Raw genomic sequence first — 18,074 nt, 5'->3', positions numbered from 1 at the left:
TTGCCTCAAACGCCCTAAGGTCTCGAAAGTCTTTTATTCATCAGCAGGGGCGCGAACCAGCTGACCAAAAGGGTCAGCACGAAGACGCCGAATACTGCTAACGGCGCCAGTGGCTTCACTCCTGCGAAGGTCAGTGCAAAAAGCACTGCCGTCAAAATCATCTTGCCTGCCTCGCCAGCGTAAAACGACTTGACGATGGCTTGTGCCGCCCGAGCTCCGCTGAAGCGAAAAGCCTTCCAGGCGAAATACACATTGGGCAGCCAGGCAATCAAACCTCCGCAAAGGCCTGAATATCCACTGACCGCCCCTTTCCACTGCCACAACACCAAGGTTGCCAGCAGCAGTACGACGAATTGAGCCAGCAGTACCGGAAAAACCGCCCAGCGATGGAAAGGCAGGCGGTTTGGCGTGCGGATTTCCATCACAACTGCTCCTCGGAAGTCGACCAACAAGTCAGTTATGACTTGGCATAATTTGTGCCGACAAAATGCGCGCAGAGTATAGGGGTGGATTAACCCCTATTCAACTCTTCGGTAGTGATTTCCGACTGCTCGCTACAACAGGAATTGTTTCAGCGGATGTGAGCAAGCACGCCTTGCAACTCGTCAAGTGAGTTGTAGCGAATAACCAACTGGCCTTTGCCCTTGTTGCCGTGACGTATCTGCACGGCAGAGCCAAGGCGCTCTGCGAGCCGCTGTTCAAGGCGTGCGATGTCCGGATCAGGTTTGCTCGGCTCGACCGGCTCAGGCTTGCCACTGAGCCACTGGCGGACCAGTGCCTCGGTTTGGCGCACAGTGAGGCCACGTGCGACAACATGACGCGCCCCCTCTTCCTGACGCGCTTCCTCCAGGCCGAGCAAGGCACGGGCGTGGCCCATCTCCAGGTCGCCGTGGGCGAGCATGGTTTTGATCGCCTCGGGCAGCGAGATGAGGCGCAGCAGGTTGGCTACGGTCACCCGCGACTTGCCCACGGCATCGGCCACCTGTTGCTGGGTCAGTTCGAACTCCTGCTGCAGACGCTGCAGGGCCAGAGCCTCTTCCAACGGGTTGAGGTCCTCGCGCTGGATGTTCTCGATCAGCGCCATGGCAATGGCAGCTTCGTCCGGCACTTCGCGCACCATCGCCGGGATGGTGTCGAGACCGGCCTGCTGGGTGGCGCGCCAGCGGCGCTCACCGGCAATGATCTCGAAGCGGTTGCCGTCGATCGGGCGGACCACGATCGGCTGCATCACGCCATGGTTGCGAATCGAGTGCGCGAGTTCTTCCAGAGCCTCGGGGTCCATGTCGCGGCGGGGTTGATACTTGCCGCGCTGGATCAGTTCGACAGGCAGGTGTTGCAGTTCTTTCTGGTCGATCTTCACAGCCTGCTCTTCGAGCGCGCTGACGGAAGGACCACTGAGCAGTGCATCCAACCCACGTCCGAGACCCCGTTTCTTAACGGCCATGCGGATTCCTTAAGTTGTTTGTGCAGTGCGTGATTGACGGCGTTGACGGCGTACCAGTTCCCCGGCCAGGGCCAGATAGGCCAGTGCACCACGCGATTGCTTGTCGTAGGCCAGCGCCGGCATGCCAAAACTCGGGGCCTCGGCCAAGCGGATGTTGCGCGGAATGACTGTGTCGTACAACTGCTCGCCGAAGTGTTCCTTGAGCTGCGCCGAAACATCGTTGTTCAGGCTCAGGCGCGGGTCGTACATGGTCCGCAGCAGGCCTTCGATCTTCAGCTCCGGGTTCAGCCGGGCAGCAATGCGCTTGATGTTATCCACAAGGTCACTGAGGCCTTCCAGCGCGTAGTACTCGCACTGCATCGGAATGATCACGCCATCGGAGGCGACCAGCGCGTTGAGCGTCAGCATCGACAGCGACGGCGGGCAGTCGATGAGGATGAAATCGTAGTTCTCGCGGATCGGCGCCAGCGCGTTGCGCAGGCGGCTCTCCTTGACCTGCATTTCCAGCAGCACCACTTCCGCAGCGGTCAGGTCGCGGTTGGCCGGCAGCAGCTGGAAGCCGCCGTGCTCGGAGTAGTGCATGGCCTGGGCAAGGTCGCATTCCCCGATCAGCAGGTCATAGACCGAATGCTCGAGTTCGTGTTTGTCCACACCACTGCCCATGGTCGCGTTGCCCTGCGGATCGAGGTCGATCAGCAGCACACGACGTTTGGTCGCGGCCAGCGATGCTGCGAGGTTGATACAGGTGGTGGTCTTGCCGACACCACCTTTCTGGTTCGCGATTGCGAATACCTTAGCCATTGTTGCGTGTGTTCCCAATCAAGCCTTGCGGCGCAGTATCAGCAGATGGCGCTGGCCCTGGCAACCTGGAACGGTCAGGGCCTGCTCGCTTTCCACTGTGAAGTCTGCGGGCAATGCTACCAGTTCATCGGCAGGATGCAGCCCCTTCATTGCAAGCCATTGCGTCCCGGTGTCGCCCAGATGGCGGGTCCAGTTGGTGAAGTTCTCCATGCTGCTGAAGGCGCGGGAGATGATTCCGCTGAACGGTAGTGACGGCTGGAAGGCTTCCACCCGGCTGTGGATAACCGTGAGGTTGTCCAGTTTCAGTTCCATTTTCACCTGCGTCAGGAAACGGGTCTTTTTGCCATTGGCGTCCAGGACCGTCACATGCTTGTGCGGATGCAGGATAGCCAAAGGGATGCCGGGCATACCACCACCGCTGCCGACATCCAGCCAGTTGTCACGTTCGCTGTGGATAAACGACATGACGCTGAGGCTGTCGAGCAGGTGGCGGGAAACCATTTCGTCCGGATCACGCACGGCAGTCAGGTTGTAGGCTTTGTTCCACTTGATCAGCAGGGCCAGGTAACCCAGCAGCTTCTCGTGCTGCTCGGCGCTCAGCTCGACACCGAGCTGGCGCGCACCTGTGGACAACTCTTCGGCATGTTGCGGGGTGACCAGGGAACTCAAGCGCTTTGCTCCAATTCGCGGCCAGCGCCGCGTTTTTTCAGATGAATCAGCAACAGGGAAATCGCCGCCGGGGTGACGCCGGGGATACGCGAAGCCTGGCCCAAGGTCTCCGGGCGGGTCTGGCCGAGCTTGCCCTGGATTTCCTTCGACAGCCCGGAAATCGTGGTGTAGTCGATATCCACAGGCAGGCGGGTATCCTCGCTGGCGCGCAGGCGGGCGATCTCGTCCTGCTGACGGTCAATGTAACCAGCGTACTTGGTCTTGATCTCGACCTGCTCGGCGACCTGTGGATCGATTTCTGCACCACCGGTCGCTTCGATCAGCCCGGCATAGTCGATCTCGGGGCGGGCCAGCAGGTTGAGCAGGCTGTACTCGTGGCTCAGCGGCGTGCCGAACTTATCCACAATTGTTTGGCCTTGCTCGGTATTCGGCCGCACCCAGGTCGACTTCAGCCGCTGCTCTTCCCGCTCGATGCCGTCGCGCTTGGCGCAGAACGCGGCCCAGCGATCGTCGTCGATCAGGCCTAGCTCGCGGCCTTTCTCGGTCAGGCGCAGGTCAGCGTTGTCTTCGCGCAGGATCAGCCGGTATTCGGCGCGCGAAGTGAACATACGGTACGGCTCCTGGGTACCCAGGGTAATCAGGTCGTCGACCAGTACCCCGATGTACGCCTCGTCACGGCGCGGGCACCAGCTTTCGCGGCCTTGCGCGCGCAGCGCGGCGTTGGTGCCGGCCAGCAGGCCCTGGGCGCCGGCTTCTTCGTAGCCGGTGGTGCCGTTGATCTGGCCAGCGAAGAACAGGCCACCGATAACTTTGGTCTCGAGGCTGTACTTGAGGTCGCGGGGGTCGAAATAGTCGTACTCGATGGCGTATCCCGGGCGAACGATATGGGCGTTTTCCATACCGCGGATCGAGCGTACCAGCTCCAGCTGCACATCGAACGGCAGGGAAGTGGAAATGCCGTTGGGGTACAGCTCATGGGTGGTCAGGCCTTCCGGCTCGATGAACACCTGGTGGCTTTCCTTGTCGGCAAAGCGGTGGATCTTGTCCTCGATCGACGGGCAATAGCGTGGTCCGACACCTTCGATGACCCCGGAGTACATCGGCGAACGATCAAGGTTCGAGGCAATGATCTCGTGGGTGCGGGCGTTGGTGTGGGTAATCCAGCAGCTCACCTGACGCGGGTGCATCTGTGCGTTACCCATGAACGACATCACCGGGATCGGTGTATCGCCTGGCTGCTCGGTCATGACCGAGAAATCCACAGAGCGCCCGTCGATGCGCGGAGGGGTGCCGGTTTTCAGGCGGCCAACACGCAGCGGCAGTTCACGCATGCGGTGCGCCAGGGCAATCGAAGGCGGATCACCGGCGCGACCGCCTGAGTGATTCTGCAGGCCGATGTGGATAAGGCCACCGAGGAAAGTACCGGTGGTCAGCACCACGGACTCCGCGAAGAAGCGCAAGCCCATCTGGGTCACCACGCCCTTGACCTGGTCCTGCTCAACGATCAGGTCGTCACAGGACTGCTGGAATATCCACAGGTTCGGCTGGTTTTCCAGGATCTCCCGTACCACCGCCTTGTAGATGGCGCGGTCGGCTTGTGCACGGGTGGCGCGAACGGCCGGGCCCTTACGGTTGTTCAGGATACGGAACTGGATACCGCTCTTGTCGGTGGCCAGCGCCATGGCGCCGCCGAGTGCATCGATCTCTTTGACCAGATGGCTTTTACCAATACCGCCGATGGCGGGGTTGCAGCTCATATGACCGAGCGTTTCCACGTTATGGGTCAACAGCAGGGTTTTCACACCCATGCGTGCTGACGCAAGCGCAGCCTCGGTACCGGCATGGCCGCCGCCGATGACGATCACTTCAAAACGGGAAGGGAAATCCACCACGCACCTCGTGCCTGTTTTTGCGAATAGAGAAGGTAAGCGGACAAGTATAGGGACTTCACCCCCTCTAAAGGAACCGTCTGAGCAATTTTTGACCAGTCTGTGGATGAGTGGCAGACAACAGAAATCAAAGAGAAGAAATTTATAAAAGCTTTGTTTTTATGTTTATTCTTATGCACAGCCTTATCTGTGGATAACGTGCTACAGCCCTTTTACTTTCTGATCTACAGCGAAACTGAACCCTGTGGCTTACCCACCATGAGGGTTATGGATAACGCCATTTAGCCTGTGGATTAAATGGACGTTTACCCACAGGCGCATTTGTCCTCAGAAAAAAAGCCTGCTTATCAAGAGGGCTGAAGGTGGGTTTTCCACAGGTCTCCTGAGCAGGAAATTGTCCCTGTGGATGATTTTATGTAGCCTGTACTGACCTCTTTGCGGCTAAAGCCGCTCCTACAGGGCCGGTGTGGGTTTTGAAAGATCCGACGAGTGGATAAATCGCGGGCAAAAAAAACCGCTCCCGAAGGAGCGGCCTTTGCTGTTGCCGAGCTGTGGACTACTTGCCGATGCAAAAACTGGAGAAGATCCGCCCCAACAGGTCATCCGAACTGAACGCGCCGGTGATCTCTCCCAATGCCTGCTGTGCCTGACGCAGATCCTCCGCCAGCAATTCACCCGCCCCAGCCAACGTCAGTTGTGCGCGGCCATGCTCCAGGTGGGAACTGGCCTGGCGCAGCGCATCCAGATGGCGCCGTCGGGCGCTGAAACCGCTCTCTGCGGTCTGTTCATAACCCATGCAGGCCTTCAGATGATCGCGCAGCAGTTGGAGCCCCTGATCGTCACCCTTGGCGCTCAGCGTGATAGTCACATGGCCGTCGTCGCACTGCTCCAGCCCTACCCGTTCACCACTGAGGTCCGCCTTGTTACGGATCAACGTGACCTTGGCCGGGTCCGGCCGCAGATCGAGGAACTCGGGCCACAGGGCGAATGGATCGCTGGCCTCCGGCGCGGTGGAGTCCACCACCAGCAGAACCCGATCGGCCTCTCCGATGGCCTTCAGCGCGCGTTCCACGCCTATCTTTTCCACATGGTCGTCGGTATCGCGCAAGCCTGCGGTGTCGACAACATGCAGCGGCATGCCGTCGATGTGGATATGTTCCCGGAGGATGTCCCGGGTGGTGCCGGCGATGTCGGTGACAATGGCTGCCTCGCGCCCCGCAAGCTGGTTCAGCAAACTCGACTTGCCAGCATTAGGTCTGCCGGCAATGACCACCGTCATGCCGTCACGCAGCAAGGCGCCCTGCCCGGCTTCGCGCTGTACGGTGGATAACTCGCCGCGTACTGCATCGAGCATCGACAACACATGGCCATCGGCGAGAAAGTCGATTTCCTCTTCAGGGAAGTCGATCGCCGCCTCGACATAGATGCGCAGGGCAATCAGCGCCTCTGTGAGGCTGTGCACGCGCTTGGAAAATTCCCCCTGCAGCGAGCGCAAGGCATTGCGCGCGGCCTGGCTGGAGCTCGCTTCGATCAGGTCGGCGATGGCCTCGGCTTGGGCCAGGTCGAGCTTGTCGTTGAGAAACGCGCGCTCGCTGAACTCGCCAGGGCGCGCCAGGCGGCAGCCGACCTGTACACAGCGTTGCAGCAGCATATCCAGGACCACTGGGCCGCCATGACCCTGCAGCTCGAGTACATCTTCGCCGGTGAACGAGTTGGGCCCAGGAAAGAACAGCGCGATGCCTTCATCCAGCACCAGGCCATCCTCGTCACGGAAGGGCCCGTAGTGGGCATGCCGTGGCGTCAGCGTGCGGCCGGTGATCAGCTGCCCTGCCTTGCTCGCCAATGGCCCGGACAGCCTGACGATACCGACACCTCCGCGGCCTTGGGCGGTGGCGATGGCGGCGATGGTTTCACGCACAGTGTTCATGCTCGAAAGCCTCTACGACAAAAACGACAGATAGCAAAAACGCCCCCGAGGGGGCGTTTTTATTCACAGGCTAGCGCAGTAGCCCGTCAAGCAGCAGCTTTTTTGCTGGCTGCTTCGATACGGCGGGTGATGTACCACTGCTGAGTGATCGACAGGCAGTTGTTCACAACCCAGTACAGCACCAGACCAGCCGGGAACCACAGGAAGAAGAAGGTGAAGATGATCGGCATCATTTTCATCACCTTGGCCTGCATCGGGTCCGGAGGAGTCGGGTTCAGACGCTGTTGGATGAACATCGTGGCGCCCATGATGATCGGCAGGATGAAGAACGGATCCTTGATCGACAGGTCGGTGATCCACAGCATCCATGGGGCCTGGCGCATCTCGACGCTTTCCAGCAGTACCCAGTACAGGGACAGGAACACCGGCATCTGCACCAGGATCGGCAAGCAGCCGCCCAACGGGTTGATCTTCTCTTTCTTGTACAGCTCCATCATCGCCTGGGACATCTTCTGGCGATCGTCACCGAAGCGTTCCTTCAGTGCGGCGAGCTTCGGTGCCACGGCACGCATGCGTGCCATCGAGCGGTAGCTGGCAGCCGACAGCGGGAAGAACAGGCCCTTGATGAGCATGGTCAGCACGATGATCGACCAGCCCCAGTTGCCCAGCAGGCTGTGGATATGTTGCAGCAGCCAGAAGATCGGCTGGGCGATGAACCACAGGAAGCCGTAGTCGACGGTGAGTTCCAGGCCTGGGGACAACTCTTTGAGCTTGGACTGGATCTTCGGACCGGCATACAGCATGGCGCTGGTTTCGACCTTGCCGCCAGCGGGAACGCTGAGAGCCGGGCCGGTGTAACCGATGATGTAGTTGCCCTGGCTGTCCTTGCGGGTCTGGACAACATTGTTGTCCGACTTGGCCGGAATCCAGGCGGTCACGAAGTAGTGCTGCAGCCAGGCTACCCAGCCACCGGACACATTTTCTTTCAAACTACCCTTGTCGATGTCCTTCATCGAGACCTTTTTGTAAGGCTCGGAGGCAGTCCACATGGCGGCGCCAAGGTAGGTCGCGGTACCGGTGGCGGTGCTCGACGACGGATCGGAGCTGGCGTCACGCTTGAGCTGGGCAAACATGTTGCCGTTCCACGCCTGGCCGCTCTGGTTGTCGATCAGGTAGCTGACGGTCAGGTCATACTCGCCACGCTTGAAGCTGAAGCGCTTGATGTAGTTGACACCGTTGTCGCTGAACTTCAGGTCGACCACCAGCTGTTCCTGGCCATCGGTCAGCTGGAAGCTCTTCTGCTCGGCAGCGTACAGCGGGCGACCGGACGAACGAGCATCCGGGCCATTGACGCCGGTCAGGCCGCTTTGAGCCAGGTAGACGCGCTCACCACCGTTGTCGAACAGCTGGAACGGAATGTCCGGGTGGTCCTGACGGCGCGGGTACTTCGGCAGGTTCAGTTGGACGATGTCACCACCGACCGGGTCGATAGCCAGTTCCAGCACATCGGTCTTGACCCGGATCAGGTCCTTGCTGACTGCAACCGGTGCCAGTTCGGCAGGGCTGGATTCGGCATTGGCGCTCGGCACATCGGCACTGGCAGTACCGGCCGGCACGCCATCCGGCAAGGCCGGGGCGGTGGTGGCAGCAGTATTCTGAGTCGGCAGGGCAGCCTGGCCGTAGTCCTCGTTCCACTTGAGGACCATGACGTAGGACACGATTGCCAGGGCGACGATCAGGATCGTGCGTTTAATATCCATGATTACTCGGCTATCGAAGAAGTTCGGGAGGAAGGAGCGGGGGGAACGGGATCGAAACCGCCGTCGTTCCACGGATGACAACGCCCCAGGCGACGAACGGCTAGCCACCCGCCACGCAAGAGGCCATGGTTTTCGATGGCTTCAAGAGCGTAACAGGAGCAACTGGGGTAGAAACGACAGTGATTGGCCATCAGGGGACTGATGGCGTAACGGTAAAACTGGATCGGAACGAGGGCCAGTTTACGCATCTTGACTGTCTACCCCTGCGGAATCGGCGTTTGCCGCTGGAGCAGGCCGGCTGCGCGCCAGACGTTTCCAGAGCTTGCCAAAGTGTTGGTGCAATTCCGGGTTTTCTATCTCACCCAATCCCTTGCGCGCGACGATCACTACATCCAGGCCACCCAGTGATTGCTGGTTGAGCCGGAAGGAATCGCGCATCAAGCGCTTGAGGCGATTGCGTTGAACGGCGAGCTTGACGCTCTTCTTGCCGATCACCAGGCCGAGGCGCGGGTGATCCAGGCCGTTCTCGCGAGCAAGGATCAGCAGGTTTTTCCCTGGAACCTTGCCGGTTGGGGAGTCGAAGACCGCTTTGAAGTGCCGGGGTGTAAGCAGTCGCTTTTCCCGACTGAAGTCCTGACTCACCACCTGTGCCGAAAAATCAAATGGCCAGACGCTTACGGCCTTTGGCACGACGACGCGACAGAACAGCGCGGCCGTTCTTGGTAGCCATACGGGCACGGAAGCCGTGGGTGCGAGCGCGCTTGATGGTGCTTGGTTGGAAAGTACGTTTCATGGCGTTGTTACCTGGGTTTGTCGACTACGGGCCGGAATGGCCCCCTTTTTAAGAGATCGGCGATTCTAGAGAAAGCAAGCCCATAGGTCAATTTCCAACCAGCCTTTCCTTATGGAAGGCGCTTTGATTGCTGAATACCCGCATGGGTTGATCGGGAGCCCAACGGAGGACAAAATTTAAAAAAAAGAAGAGACATATAAAAAGCTTTTCTGAAGAACTTATAACTCTTAAGTGGATAAGTGTCTGTGGATAAGATCGTCTAGCCCAGTAACCATGCGCTGTACAGAGATTCAAAACCTTGTCCGTAACAGGTGCTGCGGCTGTGTCTGGCTTGGGAGCAGTCTGTGGATAGAATCGTGCATTATCCACAGCTGAGTTATCAACAGGGCTGAGCCCAGGGTTGTGCATAGCCCTTATGGTCGGTTATCCACAGACCTTATTTGCAGTGGTTGAAAGACGTTTTTGCCGCTAAATGGCTGTTTTGTCATGGCTCAGAATGTTTCCACATGTGGATAACTGATCGCTCGACCGGTACAATGGCGGTTTGTTTTGCCTCATCCGGCTTTCAACTCAGGGGATATCCGTGTCAGTGGAACTTTGGCAGCAGTGCGTGGAGCTTCTGCGCGATGAACTGCCTGCCCAGCAATTCAACACCTGGATCCGTCCGCTACAGGTCGAAGCCGAAGGCGACGAGTTGCGCGTCTATGCGCCTAACCGTTTCGTGCTCGATTGGGTGAATGAAAAGTACCTTGGCCGTCTGCTCGAACTGTTGGGTGAAAACGGCAGCGGCATCGCGCCAGCGCTTTCCTTGCTTATAGGCAGCCGCCGCAGCTCCGCCCCACGCGCTGCACCTAATGCACCTGTCAGTGCTGCAGTCGCGGCGTCGCTTGCACAAACCCATACTCAACAGTCCGCTGCGCCTGCAGTGGCCGCCATTGCCGAGCCCGTCCAGGCTCCAGTAGCTGCGCCTGCGCAGGTGAACGAGATCGGTGAATCGGCTTCGCGAGAGAGTTTCGATGGCATGGGCGACAGCGCGTCGGCACCTCCCGCCGGCAACCGTACCGAGCAACGTACGGTCCAGGTAGAAGGGGCGCTCAAGCACACCAGCTACCTGAACCGCACATTTACCTTCGAGACCTTTGTCGAAGGTAAGTCGAACCAGCTGGCCCGCGCTGCGGCCTGGCAGGTCGCCGACAACCCCAAGCATGGTTACAACCCGCTGTTCCTTTATGGGGGCGTGGGCCTGGGTAAAACCCACCTGATGCATGCTGTGGGTAACCACCTGCTGAAGAAGAACCCGAATGCCAAGGTTGTGTACTTGCATTCCGAGCGCTTCGTCGCGGATATGGTCAAGGCGTTGCAGCTCAATGCGATCAATGAATTCAAACGCTTCTACCGTTCGGTCGATGCGCTGCTGATCGACGACATTCAGTTCTTCGCCCGTAAGGAGCGTTCCCAGGAAGAGTTCTTCCACACCTTCAACGCTCTGCTCGAGGGGGGTCAGCAGGTGATTCTCACCAGCGACCGCTACCCGAAGGAGATCGAAGGCCTGGAAGAGCGCCTGAAGTCGCGCTTCGGCTGGGGCTTGACGGTTGCCGTCGAGCCACCGGAACTGGAAACCCGGGTAGCGATCCTGATGAAGAAGGCAGACCAGGCCAAGGTCGAGCTGCCGCATGATGCCGCGTTCTTCATCGCCCAGCGCATTCGCTCCAACGTACGTGAACTCGAAGGCGCCCTGAAGCGGGTGATCGCTCACTCGCACTTCATGGGCCGTGACATCACCATCGAGCTGATTCGCGAATCGTTGAAGGACTTGCTGGCGCTGCAGGACAAGCTGGTGAGTGTGGATAACATCCAGCGCACCGTGGCCGAGTACTACAAGATCAAGATCGCTGATCTGTTGTCCAAGCGCCGTTCGCGTTCCGTTGCGCGCCCGCGTCAGGTAGCCATGGCGCTGTCGAAGGAGCTCACCAACCACAGTTTGCCGGAGATCGGCGACATGTTTGGTGGCCGTGACCACACCACCGTGCTGCACGCCTGCCGCAAGATCAACGAATTGAAGGAATCCGACGCGGACATCCGCGAGGACTACAAGAACCTGCTGCGCACGCTGACGACCTGATGGTCGCCAATGCAGCTAATTGAAGGCAAGGGACGAGACCATGCATTTCACCATTCAACGCGAAGCCCTGTTGAAACCCCTGCAACTGGTCGCCGGTGTCGTCGAGCGCCGCCAGACCTTGCCGGTGCTGTCCAATGTCCTGCTGGTCGTGCACGGCCAGCAGCTGTCGTTGACCGGTACCGACCTGGAAGTCGAACTGGTTGGCCGCGTGCAACTGGAAGAGCCAGCCGAACCAGGCGAGATCACTGTCCCGGCGCGCAAGCTGATGGACATTTGCAAAAGCCTGCCGAATGACGTTCTGATCGATATCAAGCTCGACGAGCAGAAGTTGTTGGTCAAAGCCGGCCGTAGCCGCTTTACCTTGTCGACGCTGCCTGCCAACGATTTCCCCACCGTTGAAGAAGGCCCTGGCTCGCTGACCTGCAACCTGGAGCAAAGCAAACTGCGCCGCCTGATCGAGCGCACCAGCTTCGCCATGGCTCAGCAAGACGTGCGGTATTACCTCAACGGCATGCTGCTGGAGGTGTCACGCAACACGCTGCGCGCGGTTTCCACTGACGGGCACCGGCTGGCGCTGTGCTCGATGAGTGCAGCCATCGAGCAGGACGATCGGCATCAGGTCATCGTTCCACGTAAAGGCATTCTCGAGCTGGCGCGCCTGCTGACCGATCCGGAAGGTATGGTCAGCATCGTTCTCGGCCAGCACCACATCCGTGCAACCACGGGCGAGTTCACCTTCACGTCCAAGCTTGTTGATGGCAAGTTCCCGGACTACGAGCGAGTACTGCCCAAGGGCGGTGACAAGCTGGTAGTGGGTGACCGTCAGGCGCTGCGCGAAGCGTTCAGCCGCACCGCGATTCTGTCCAACGAGAAGTACCGGGGCATCCGCCTGCAACTGGCTGCCGGCCAACTGAAGATCCAGGCCAACAACCCTGAGCAGGAGGAAGCGGAAGAGGAGATCAGCGTGGATTACGAAGGTAGCTCGCTGGAGATCGGCTTCAACGTCAGCTACCTGCTGGACGTGTTGGGCGTGATGACTACCGAGCAAGTTCGTCTGATCTTGTCCGACTCCAACAGCAGTGCCCTGCTGCAGGAAGCTGGCAACGACGACTCTTCCTACGTTGTCATGCCGATGCGTCTGTAATTCGTAGCAGGCGAAATGTCCCTTCGACGTATCATGGTCACCGCGGTGCGCAACTTGCACCCGGTGACTCTCTCACCCTCCCCCCGCATCAATATCCTTTACGGCGCCAATGGCAGCGGCAAGACCAGTGTGCTTGAAGCCGTGCACCTGCTTGGCCTTGCCCGGTCATTTCGCAGTACTCGCCTGAACCCGGTTATCCAATATGAGCAGTCTGCTTGTACCGTGTTTGGCGAAGTTCAGTTGGCAGAAGGTGGCACCAGCAACCTGGGCGTATCAAGGGAGCGGGCGGGCGAATTCACTATCCGCATCGATGGGCAGAATGCCCGGAGCGCTGCGCAGTTGGCTGAACTGCTGCCGCTGCAGCTGATCAACCCGGACAGTTTTCGGCTGCTGGAAGGCGCGCCTAAAATCCGCCGACAGTTTCTCGATTGGGGGGTGTTCCACGTGGAACCTCGGTTCCTGCCAGCTTGGCAACGTCTGCAGAAGGCGCTGCGGCAGCGGAACTCATGGTTGCGGCATGGTACACTTGACCCAGCTTCGCAAGCCGCCTGGGACCGGGAGTTATGCCTGGCCAGCGCGGAAATAGATGAATACCGCCGCAACTACATCAAGGCCTTGAAGCCCGTCTTCGAGCAAACCCTGAGCGAGCTGGTCGAGCTGGATGGGTTGACCCTGAGCTACTACCGAGGCTGGGACAAGGACCGGGAACTGCAAGAAGTACTCGCCTCCTCTCTCCTTCGCGATCAGCAAATGGGCCATACCCAAGCCGGCCCGCAGCGTGCTGATCTGCGTCTTCGTCTGGCTGCCAACAATGCAGCCGACATCCTGTCGCGTGGTCAGCAAAAGCTGGTGGTGTGCGCATTGCGCATTGCCCAGGGCCACCTCGTCAGCCAGGCTCGCCGTGGCCACTGTATTTATCTCGTTGACGACTTGCCGTCCGAGCTGGATGACCAGCATCGCCGCGCGTTGTGCCGCTTGCTTGAAGAATTACGCTGCCAGGTGTTCATCACCTGTGTAGATCACGAATTACTGAGGGAAGGCTGGCAGACGGAAACGCCAGTTGCCATGTTCCACGTGGAACATGGCCGTATCACCCAGACCCACGACCATCGGGAGTGAAGGCATGAGCGAAAATCAAACGTACGACTCCTCCAGCATCAAGGTGCTGAAAGGTTTGGATGCCGTACGCAAGCGTCCCGGCATGTACATTGGCGACACCGATGATGGTAGCGGCCTGCACCACATGGTCTTCGAGGTGGTCGACAATTCGATCGACGAAGCCCTCGCCGGTCACTGCGATGACATCACCGTCATCATCCACCCGGACGAATCCATCAGTGTGCGCGACAACGGTCGCGGCATTCCGGTCGACGTGCATAAAGAAGAAGGCGTTTCCGCAGCCGAGGTCATCATGACCGTGCTGCACGCTGGCGGTAAGTTCGACGACAACTCCTACAAGGTATCCGGCGGCCTGCACGGTGTTGGTGTGTCGGTGGTAAACGCGCTATCCGAGAAGCTGGTGCTGACCGTTCGCCGCAGCGGCAAGATCTGGGAACAGACATACGTTCACGGTGTTCCACAGGCGCCGATGGCCGTTGTCGGTGAAAGCGAAACCACGGGTACCCACATCCACTTCAAGCCTTCGGCTGAAACCTTCAAGAATATCCACTTCAGCTGGGACATCCTGGCCAAGCGGATTCGCGAACTGTCGTTCCTCAACTCGGGTGTCGGCATCCTGCTGAAGGATGAGCGTTCGGGCAAGGAAGAGTTCTTCAAGTACGAAGGTGGTTTGAAGGCGTTCGTTGAATACCTCAACACCAATAAGACTCCGGTCAACTCGCAGGTCTTCCACTTCAATATCCAGCGTGATGATGGTGTGGGTGTCGAGATTGCCCTGCAGTGGAACGACAGCTTCAACGAAAACCTGCTGTGCTTCACCAACAACATTCCGCAGCGTGACGGCGGTACTCACCTGGTCGGTTTCCGCTCTTCGCTGACCCGTAGCCTGAACAGCTACATCGAGCAGGAAGGCCTGGCCAAGAAGAACAAGGTTGCCACCACCGGTGATGACGCCCGTGAAGGCCTGACCGCGATCATTTCGGTGAAAGTGCCGGATCCGAAGTTCAGCTCGCAGACCAAGGACAAGCTGGTCTCCTCGGAGGTGAAAACCGCCGTGGAACAAGAGATGAACAAGTACTTCGCGGACTTCCTGCTGGAAAACCCGAACGAAGCCAAGGCCGTGGTCGGCAAGATGATCGACGCTGCCCGTGCCCGTGAAGCGGCGCGTAAAGCCCGTGAGATGACCCGCCGCAAAGGTGCGCTGGATATCGCCGGCCTGCCAGGAAAACTGGCGGACTGCCAGGAAAAGGACCCTGCCCTCTCCGAACTCTACCTGGTGGAGGGTGACTCTGCAGGTGGCTCGGCCAAGCAAGGCCGCAACCGTCGCACCCAGGCGATCCTGCCGCTGAAGGGCAAGATCCTCAACGTCGAGAAAGCTCGCTTCGACAAGATGATCTCCTCCCAGGAAGTGGGCACGCTGATCACCGCGCTGGGCTGTGGCATCGGCCGCGAAGAGTACAACATCGACAAGTTGCGCTATCACAACATCATCATCATGACCGATGCTGACGTCGACGGTTCGCACATCCGTACCCTGCTGCTGACTTTCTTCTTCCGTCAGTTGCCGGAACTGGTCGAGCGCGGCTACATCTACATCGCTCAGCCGCCGCTGTACAAGGTCAAGAAAGGCAAGCAGGAGCAGTACATCAAGGACGACGAGGCCATGGAAGAATACATGACCCAATCGGCCCTCGAAGATGCAAGCCTGCACCTGGACGAATCGGCGCCAGCCGTTTCCGGCGTGCAGTTGGAAACCCTTGTTAATGATTTCCGCGCCGTGATGAAGACCCTCAAGCGTCTGTCGCGTCTGTACCCGGAAGACATCACCGAGCACTTCATCTACCTGCCGGAAGTCACCCAGGATCAGCTGGGCGACCACGCCGTGATGCAAGCCTGGCTGGTGAAGTTCCAGGAGCGCCTGAGCAACAGCCAGAAGTCGGGCCTGATCTATCAGGCCAGCCTGCGCGAAGACAAGGAGCGCAATGTCTGGCTGCCGGAAGTGGAAGTTACCTCCCACGGTCTGGCTAGCTATGTCACCTTCAACCGCGACTTCTTCGGCAGCAACGACTACCGCTCGGTGGTCACCCTGGGTGGCAAGCTGGCTTCCCTGCTCGGTGATGGTGCCTACGTGCAGCGCGGTGAACGTCGCAAGGCGATCAGCGAGTTCAAGGAAGCCCTCGACTGGCTGATGAACGAAAGCACCAAGCGCCACACCATCCAGCGATACAAAGGTCTGGGCGAGATGAACCCGGAGCAGCTGTGGGAAACCACCATGGACCCAACCGTCCGCCGCATGCTCAAGGTCACCATCGAAGACGCGATTGCCGCCGACCAGATCTTCAACACCCTGATGGGCGACGCCGTGGAACCACGCCGTGACTTCATCGAAAGCAATGCGCTGTCGGTCTCGAACCTGGACTTCTGATCCTGTGTAGATCGCCAGAAAACAAGAAAGCCCGCTGACGCGGGCTTTTTTTCGCCTGTGGGAATCAGTAGCCGGAGAGAACGCTGACGACCACCCCTGTGGCAATCGCCACCAGTACGTAGTCACCGTTCACGTACAACCAGCGATGATCCCGTGGCGGTGCATACAGGTGTCGTGCATGCCAGTCGGTCACCCAGTAGCGGTCCTCGCGATATCGCGGTTCCACCACATACCCGCGATGCCATTGCTGATGTGGCATTGGCATGCCCGCTTCCGGTCGGAAGTTGGGGTTGTGGTAGGCCGGGTAGCGGCCATTATCATGACGGTCATGGCGTTCGGGTTGGCCATGGGGTGGGTTGCCCTGGTGGGATGGGCCGCCATCGTAACGGTCAGGACCTGGTTGAGCGAAGCTGGCCAGGGGTGTGCTGAGCACAAGCGCGGCGCAGAGTACGGTAAGGGCTTTCTTCATTTGCTGATTCTCTGCCTGTTAACGCCCGGCAGGTAATACGGCTGCCTGGTGCGGTTAACTGATCAGACCACAAAGTTTTCCACTTAATGTAAGGGCAGAGGTAAAGGTCCGGTAAAGGTCGACGGGCTATAAACCCAGTGTTTTCAAACGGCGATACAAGGTTCGCTCACTCAGACCGAGGTGACGGGCCAACTCGCTGCGTGATCCTTGAAATTGCTCCAGCGCTTGCGCGAGATCGCTCAGATCGTTTCGCCCTCTGCTAGTGCCGGATGCCTGCAGTGGCCCGACATCTTCCGGCAGGTGTTCAGGCCGGATCAGCCCGTCATCGGCAAACAGCCGAGCCCTTTCCAGAATGTTGCGCAACTCGCGGATGTTCCCCGGGAACGCATGCAGCTTGAGTTGCTGCAGCGCCTCCTCGGTCAAGCTCGGTGTCGGTTTGACAGGCATCCGCTGCAGCAGGCTCTCGGCCAACAGTGGCAAATCCTCCACACGCTCACGCAAAGCCGGCAAGCGGATTGGAAAGCCACTGATGCGGTAATACAGATCCTCTCGGAACGTCCCTTCAGCCACCATTTTCTTAAGCGGTTTATGGGTCGCCGAAACCAGGCGAAAATCTGAATGTACAGTGCGCAGGCTGCCAACCGGGCGGAAGCTTCCCGACTCGATCAGGCGCAGCAGCTTGACCTGCATCGCCAACGGCACTTCACCGATCTCGTCGAGGAACAACGTGCCGCCGTGGGCGGTTTCGGCCAGGCCAATCTTGCGTTGGTTGGCGCCAGTGAATGCGCCCTTCTCGTAGCCGAACAGTTCGCTCTCGAACAGCGACTCGGTCAGGCCGGTGCAGTCTACGACGACCAGTGGACCATTGGCCCGTGGGCTACCCATGTGAATGGCGCGGGCGAATAACTCTTTGCCGGTGCCCGACTCGCCCTGAAGCAACACAGGAATCTGCGCGGGTGCCGCCCGCTGCAGGCTGGCCAACGCGGTCTTGAAAGTGGGTGATCGACCGACCAGCCCTTGTTCTTGAGGTTGCGCGGACGCCAGGGTGATGCTGGTCAACCGCTCGACGAAGGCCACCACCCTGCTCTGTTCATCGAGTATCGGTCGCAGCTCCACATCCACATGTTCGGGGCCACGCGGCGTGTGGTGAATATGCAGCACACGTTCCGGCACTTTGCTGTCCCACGCCTTGCGCATCGGGCAGTGCTCGCCGGCCTGGTCACACGGGACGGCGTAGTGATGCGACACCCGGTGGCACTTCTCACCCAGTGGGGCCTGCTCGTCCCGTCCGAACTGCCGGCGATAAGCCGCATTGGCCGCGAGGATGTTGTAGTCGGTGTCCAGCACGATGGTAGGCAGGGGATCGTGCTCAAGGTAAGAAACCAGAGCTAGGATGAGTGGATGAGATTCAGGCATGACAGCACCGGTTGAATGATCTGGCGCAGGGTAACAAGGACTGCCAAACACTGCCATTGGCTGACAGTCGACTGCCATCGATACTGCCACCAGCGC

General features: G+C 59.2%; 16 protein-coding genes. 4 read left to right on the top strand and 12 right to left on the bottom strand.

What is annotated here, in order from left to right; genetic code table 11:
• Positions 1–14 precede the first annotated feature (14 nt).
• From ACIPW4_RS00645 to rpmH, 10 genes are all read right to left on the bottom strand, one after another.
• Positions 15–422, bottom strand: coding sequence for a F0F1 ATP synthase subunit I (locus tag ACIPW4_RS00645; RefSeq protein WP_008092225.1), 408 nt, complete (start codon positions 420–422; stop codon positions 15–17).
• A 149-nt stretch (positions 423–571) separates the two neighbouring features.
• The gene (locus ACIPW4_RS00640; protein WP_400653988.1) at positions 572–1,444 is read right to left on the bottom strand and encodes a ParB/RepB/Spo0J family partition protein; all 873 of its coding nucleotides are present in this window, start codon (positions 1,442–1,444) and stop codon (positions 572–574) included.
• 9 nt (positions 1,445–1,453) lie between these two features.
• Positions 1,454–2,245 (bottom strand): ParA family protein, encoded by a 792-nt coding sequence (locus ACIPW4_RS00635; RefSeq protein WP_012316952.1) that lies wholly within the window; start codon positions 2,243–2,245, stop codon positions 1,454–1,456.
• 18 nt (positions 2,246–2,263) lie between these two features.
• A complete protein-coding gene (gene rsmG / locus ACIPW4_RS00630) occupies positions 2,264–2,914 on the bottom strand; it encodes a 16S rRNA (guanine(527)-N(7))-methyltransferase RsmG (RefSeq protein ID WP_400653986.1) in 651 nt (216 codons plus the stop codon).
• On the bottom strand, positions 2,911–4,803 hold the full coding sequence (gene mnmG, locus ACIPW4_RS00625; protein WP_400653984.1) for a tRNA uridine-5-carboxymethylaminomethyl(34) synthesis enzyme MnmG: 1,893 nt from the start codon (positions 4,801–4,803) through the stop codon (positions 2,911–2,913). The genes rsmG and mnmG overlap by 4 nt, the downstream gene beginning before the upstream one ends.
• A gap of 556 nt (positions 4,804–5,359) precedes the next feature.
• Complete coding sequence (mnmE, locus tag ACIPW4_RS00620) at positions 5,360–6,730, bottom strand: tRNA uridine-5-carboxymethylaminomethyl(34) synthesis GTPase MnmE (protein ID WP_400653982.1); 1,371 nt, start codon at positions 6,728–6,730, stop codon at positions 5,360–5,362.
• 86 nt (positions 6,731–6,816) lie between these two features.
• Positions 6,817–8,490 carry a membrane protein insertase YidC gene (gene yidC / locus ACIPW4_RS00615; protein ID WP_400653981.1) on the bottom strand — a complete coding sequence of 558 codons (1,674 nt, stop codon included), beginning with the start codon at positions 8,488–8,490 and terminating at the stop codon, positions 6,817–6,819.
• A gap of 2 nt (positions 8,491–8,492) precedes the next feature.
• Positions 8,493–8,738 (bottom strand): membrane protein insertion efficiency factor YidD, encoded by a 246-nt coding sequence (gene yidD, locus ACIPW4_RS00610; RefSeq protein ID WP_079230263.1) that lies wholly within the window; start codon positions 8,736–8,738, stop codon positions 8,493–8,495.
• A complete protein-coding gene (rnpA, locus tag ACIPW4_RS00605; RefSeq protein WP_400654598.1) occupies positions 8,731–9,135 on the bottom strand; it encodes a ribonuclease P protein component in 405 nt (134 codons plus the stop codon). The genes yidD and rnpA overlap by 8 nt, the downstream gene beginning before the upstream one ends.
• A gap of 13 nt (positions 9,136–9,148) precedes the next feature.
• The gene (gene rpmH, locus ACIPW4_RS00600) at positions 9,149–9,283 is read right to left on the bottom strand and encodes a 50S ribosomal protein L34 (RefSeq protein ID WP_003253163.1); all 135 of its coding nucleotides are present in this window, start codon (positions 9,281–9,283) and stop codon (positions 9,149–9,151) included.
• A gap of 583 nt (positions 9,284–9,866) precedes the next feature.
• Here rpmH and dnaA point away from each other — a divergent pair.
• Genes dnaA through gyrB form a run of 4 tightly spaced genes read left to right on the top strand, consistent with a single transcriptional unit; the run spans position 9,867 to position 16,093 of the window.
• On the top strand, positions 9,867–11,405 hold the full coding sequence (gene dnaA / locus ACIPW4_RS00595; protein ID WP_400653979.1) for a chromosomal replication initiator protein DnaA: 1,539 nt from the start codon (positions 9,867–9,869) through the stop codon (positions 11,403–11,405).
• A gap of 40 nt (positions 11,406–11,445) precedes the next feature.
• Positions 11,446–12,549, top strand: a complete 1,104-nt coding sequence (gene dnaN, locus ACIPW4_RS00590; RefSeq protein ID WP_400653977.1) for a DNA polymerase III subunit beta — start codon at positions 11,446–11,448, stop codon at positions 12,547–12,549.
• Between the two features lie 15 nt (positions 12,550–12,564).
• The gene (gene recF / locus ACIPW4_RS00585) at positions 12,565–13,668 is read left to right on the top strand and encodes a DNA replication/repair protein RecF (RefSeq protein WP_400653975.1); all 1,104 of its coding nucleotides are present in this window, start codon (positions 12,565–12,567) and stop codon (positions 13,666–13,668) included.
• Between the two features lie 4 nt (positions 13,669–13,672).
• Positions 13,673–16,093 (top strand): DNA topoisomerase (ATP-hydrolyzing) subunit B, encoded by a 2,421-nt coding sequence (gene gyrB, locus ACIPW4_RS00580; protein ID WP_400653973.1) that lies wholly within the window; start codon positions 13,673–13,675, stop codon positions 16,091–16,093.
• 64 nt (positions 16,094–16,157) lie between these two features.
• On the opposite strand, the gene ACIPW4_RS00575 is transcribed toward gyrB, so the two are convergent.
• A complete protein-coding gene (locus ACIPW4_RS00575; RefSeq protein WP_400653971.1) occupies positions 16,158–16,562 on the bottom strand; it encodes an RcnB family protein in 405 nt (134 codons plus the stop codon).
• Between the two features lie 126 nt (positions 16,563–16,688).
• Entirely contained in the window at positions 16,689–17,978 is a 1,290-nt protein-coding gene (locus tag ACIPW4_RS00570; RefSeq protein WP_400653969.1) for a sigma-54 interaction domain-containing protein, read from the bottom strand.
• Between the last annotated feature and the right edge of the window lie 96 nt (positions 17,979–18,074).

Origin of the sequence: Pseudomonas sp. NPDC089996, assembly GCF_044748405.1 — a bacterium.
GTDB lineage: Bacteria > Pseudomonadota > Gammaproteobacteria > Pseudomonadales > Pseudomonadaceae > Aquipseudomonas.
The sequence above is the reverse complement of the archived record's forward strand: the minus strand, read 5'-3'. Positions and strand labels throughout refer to the sequence as shown.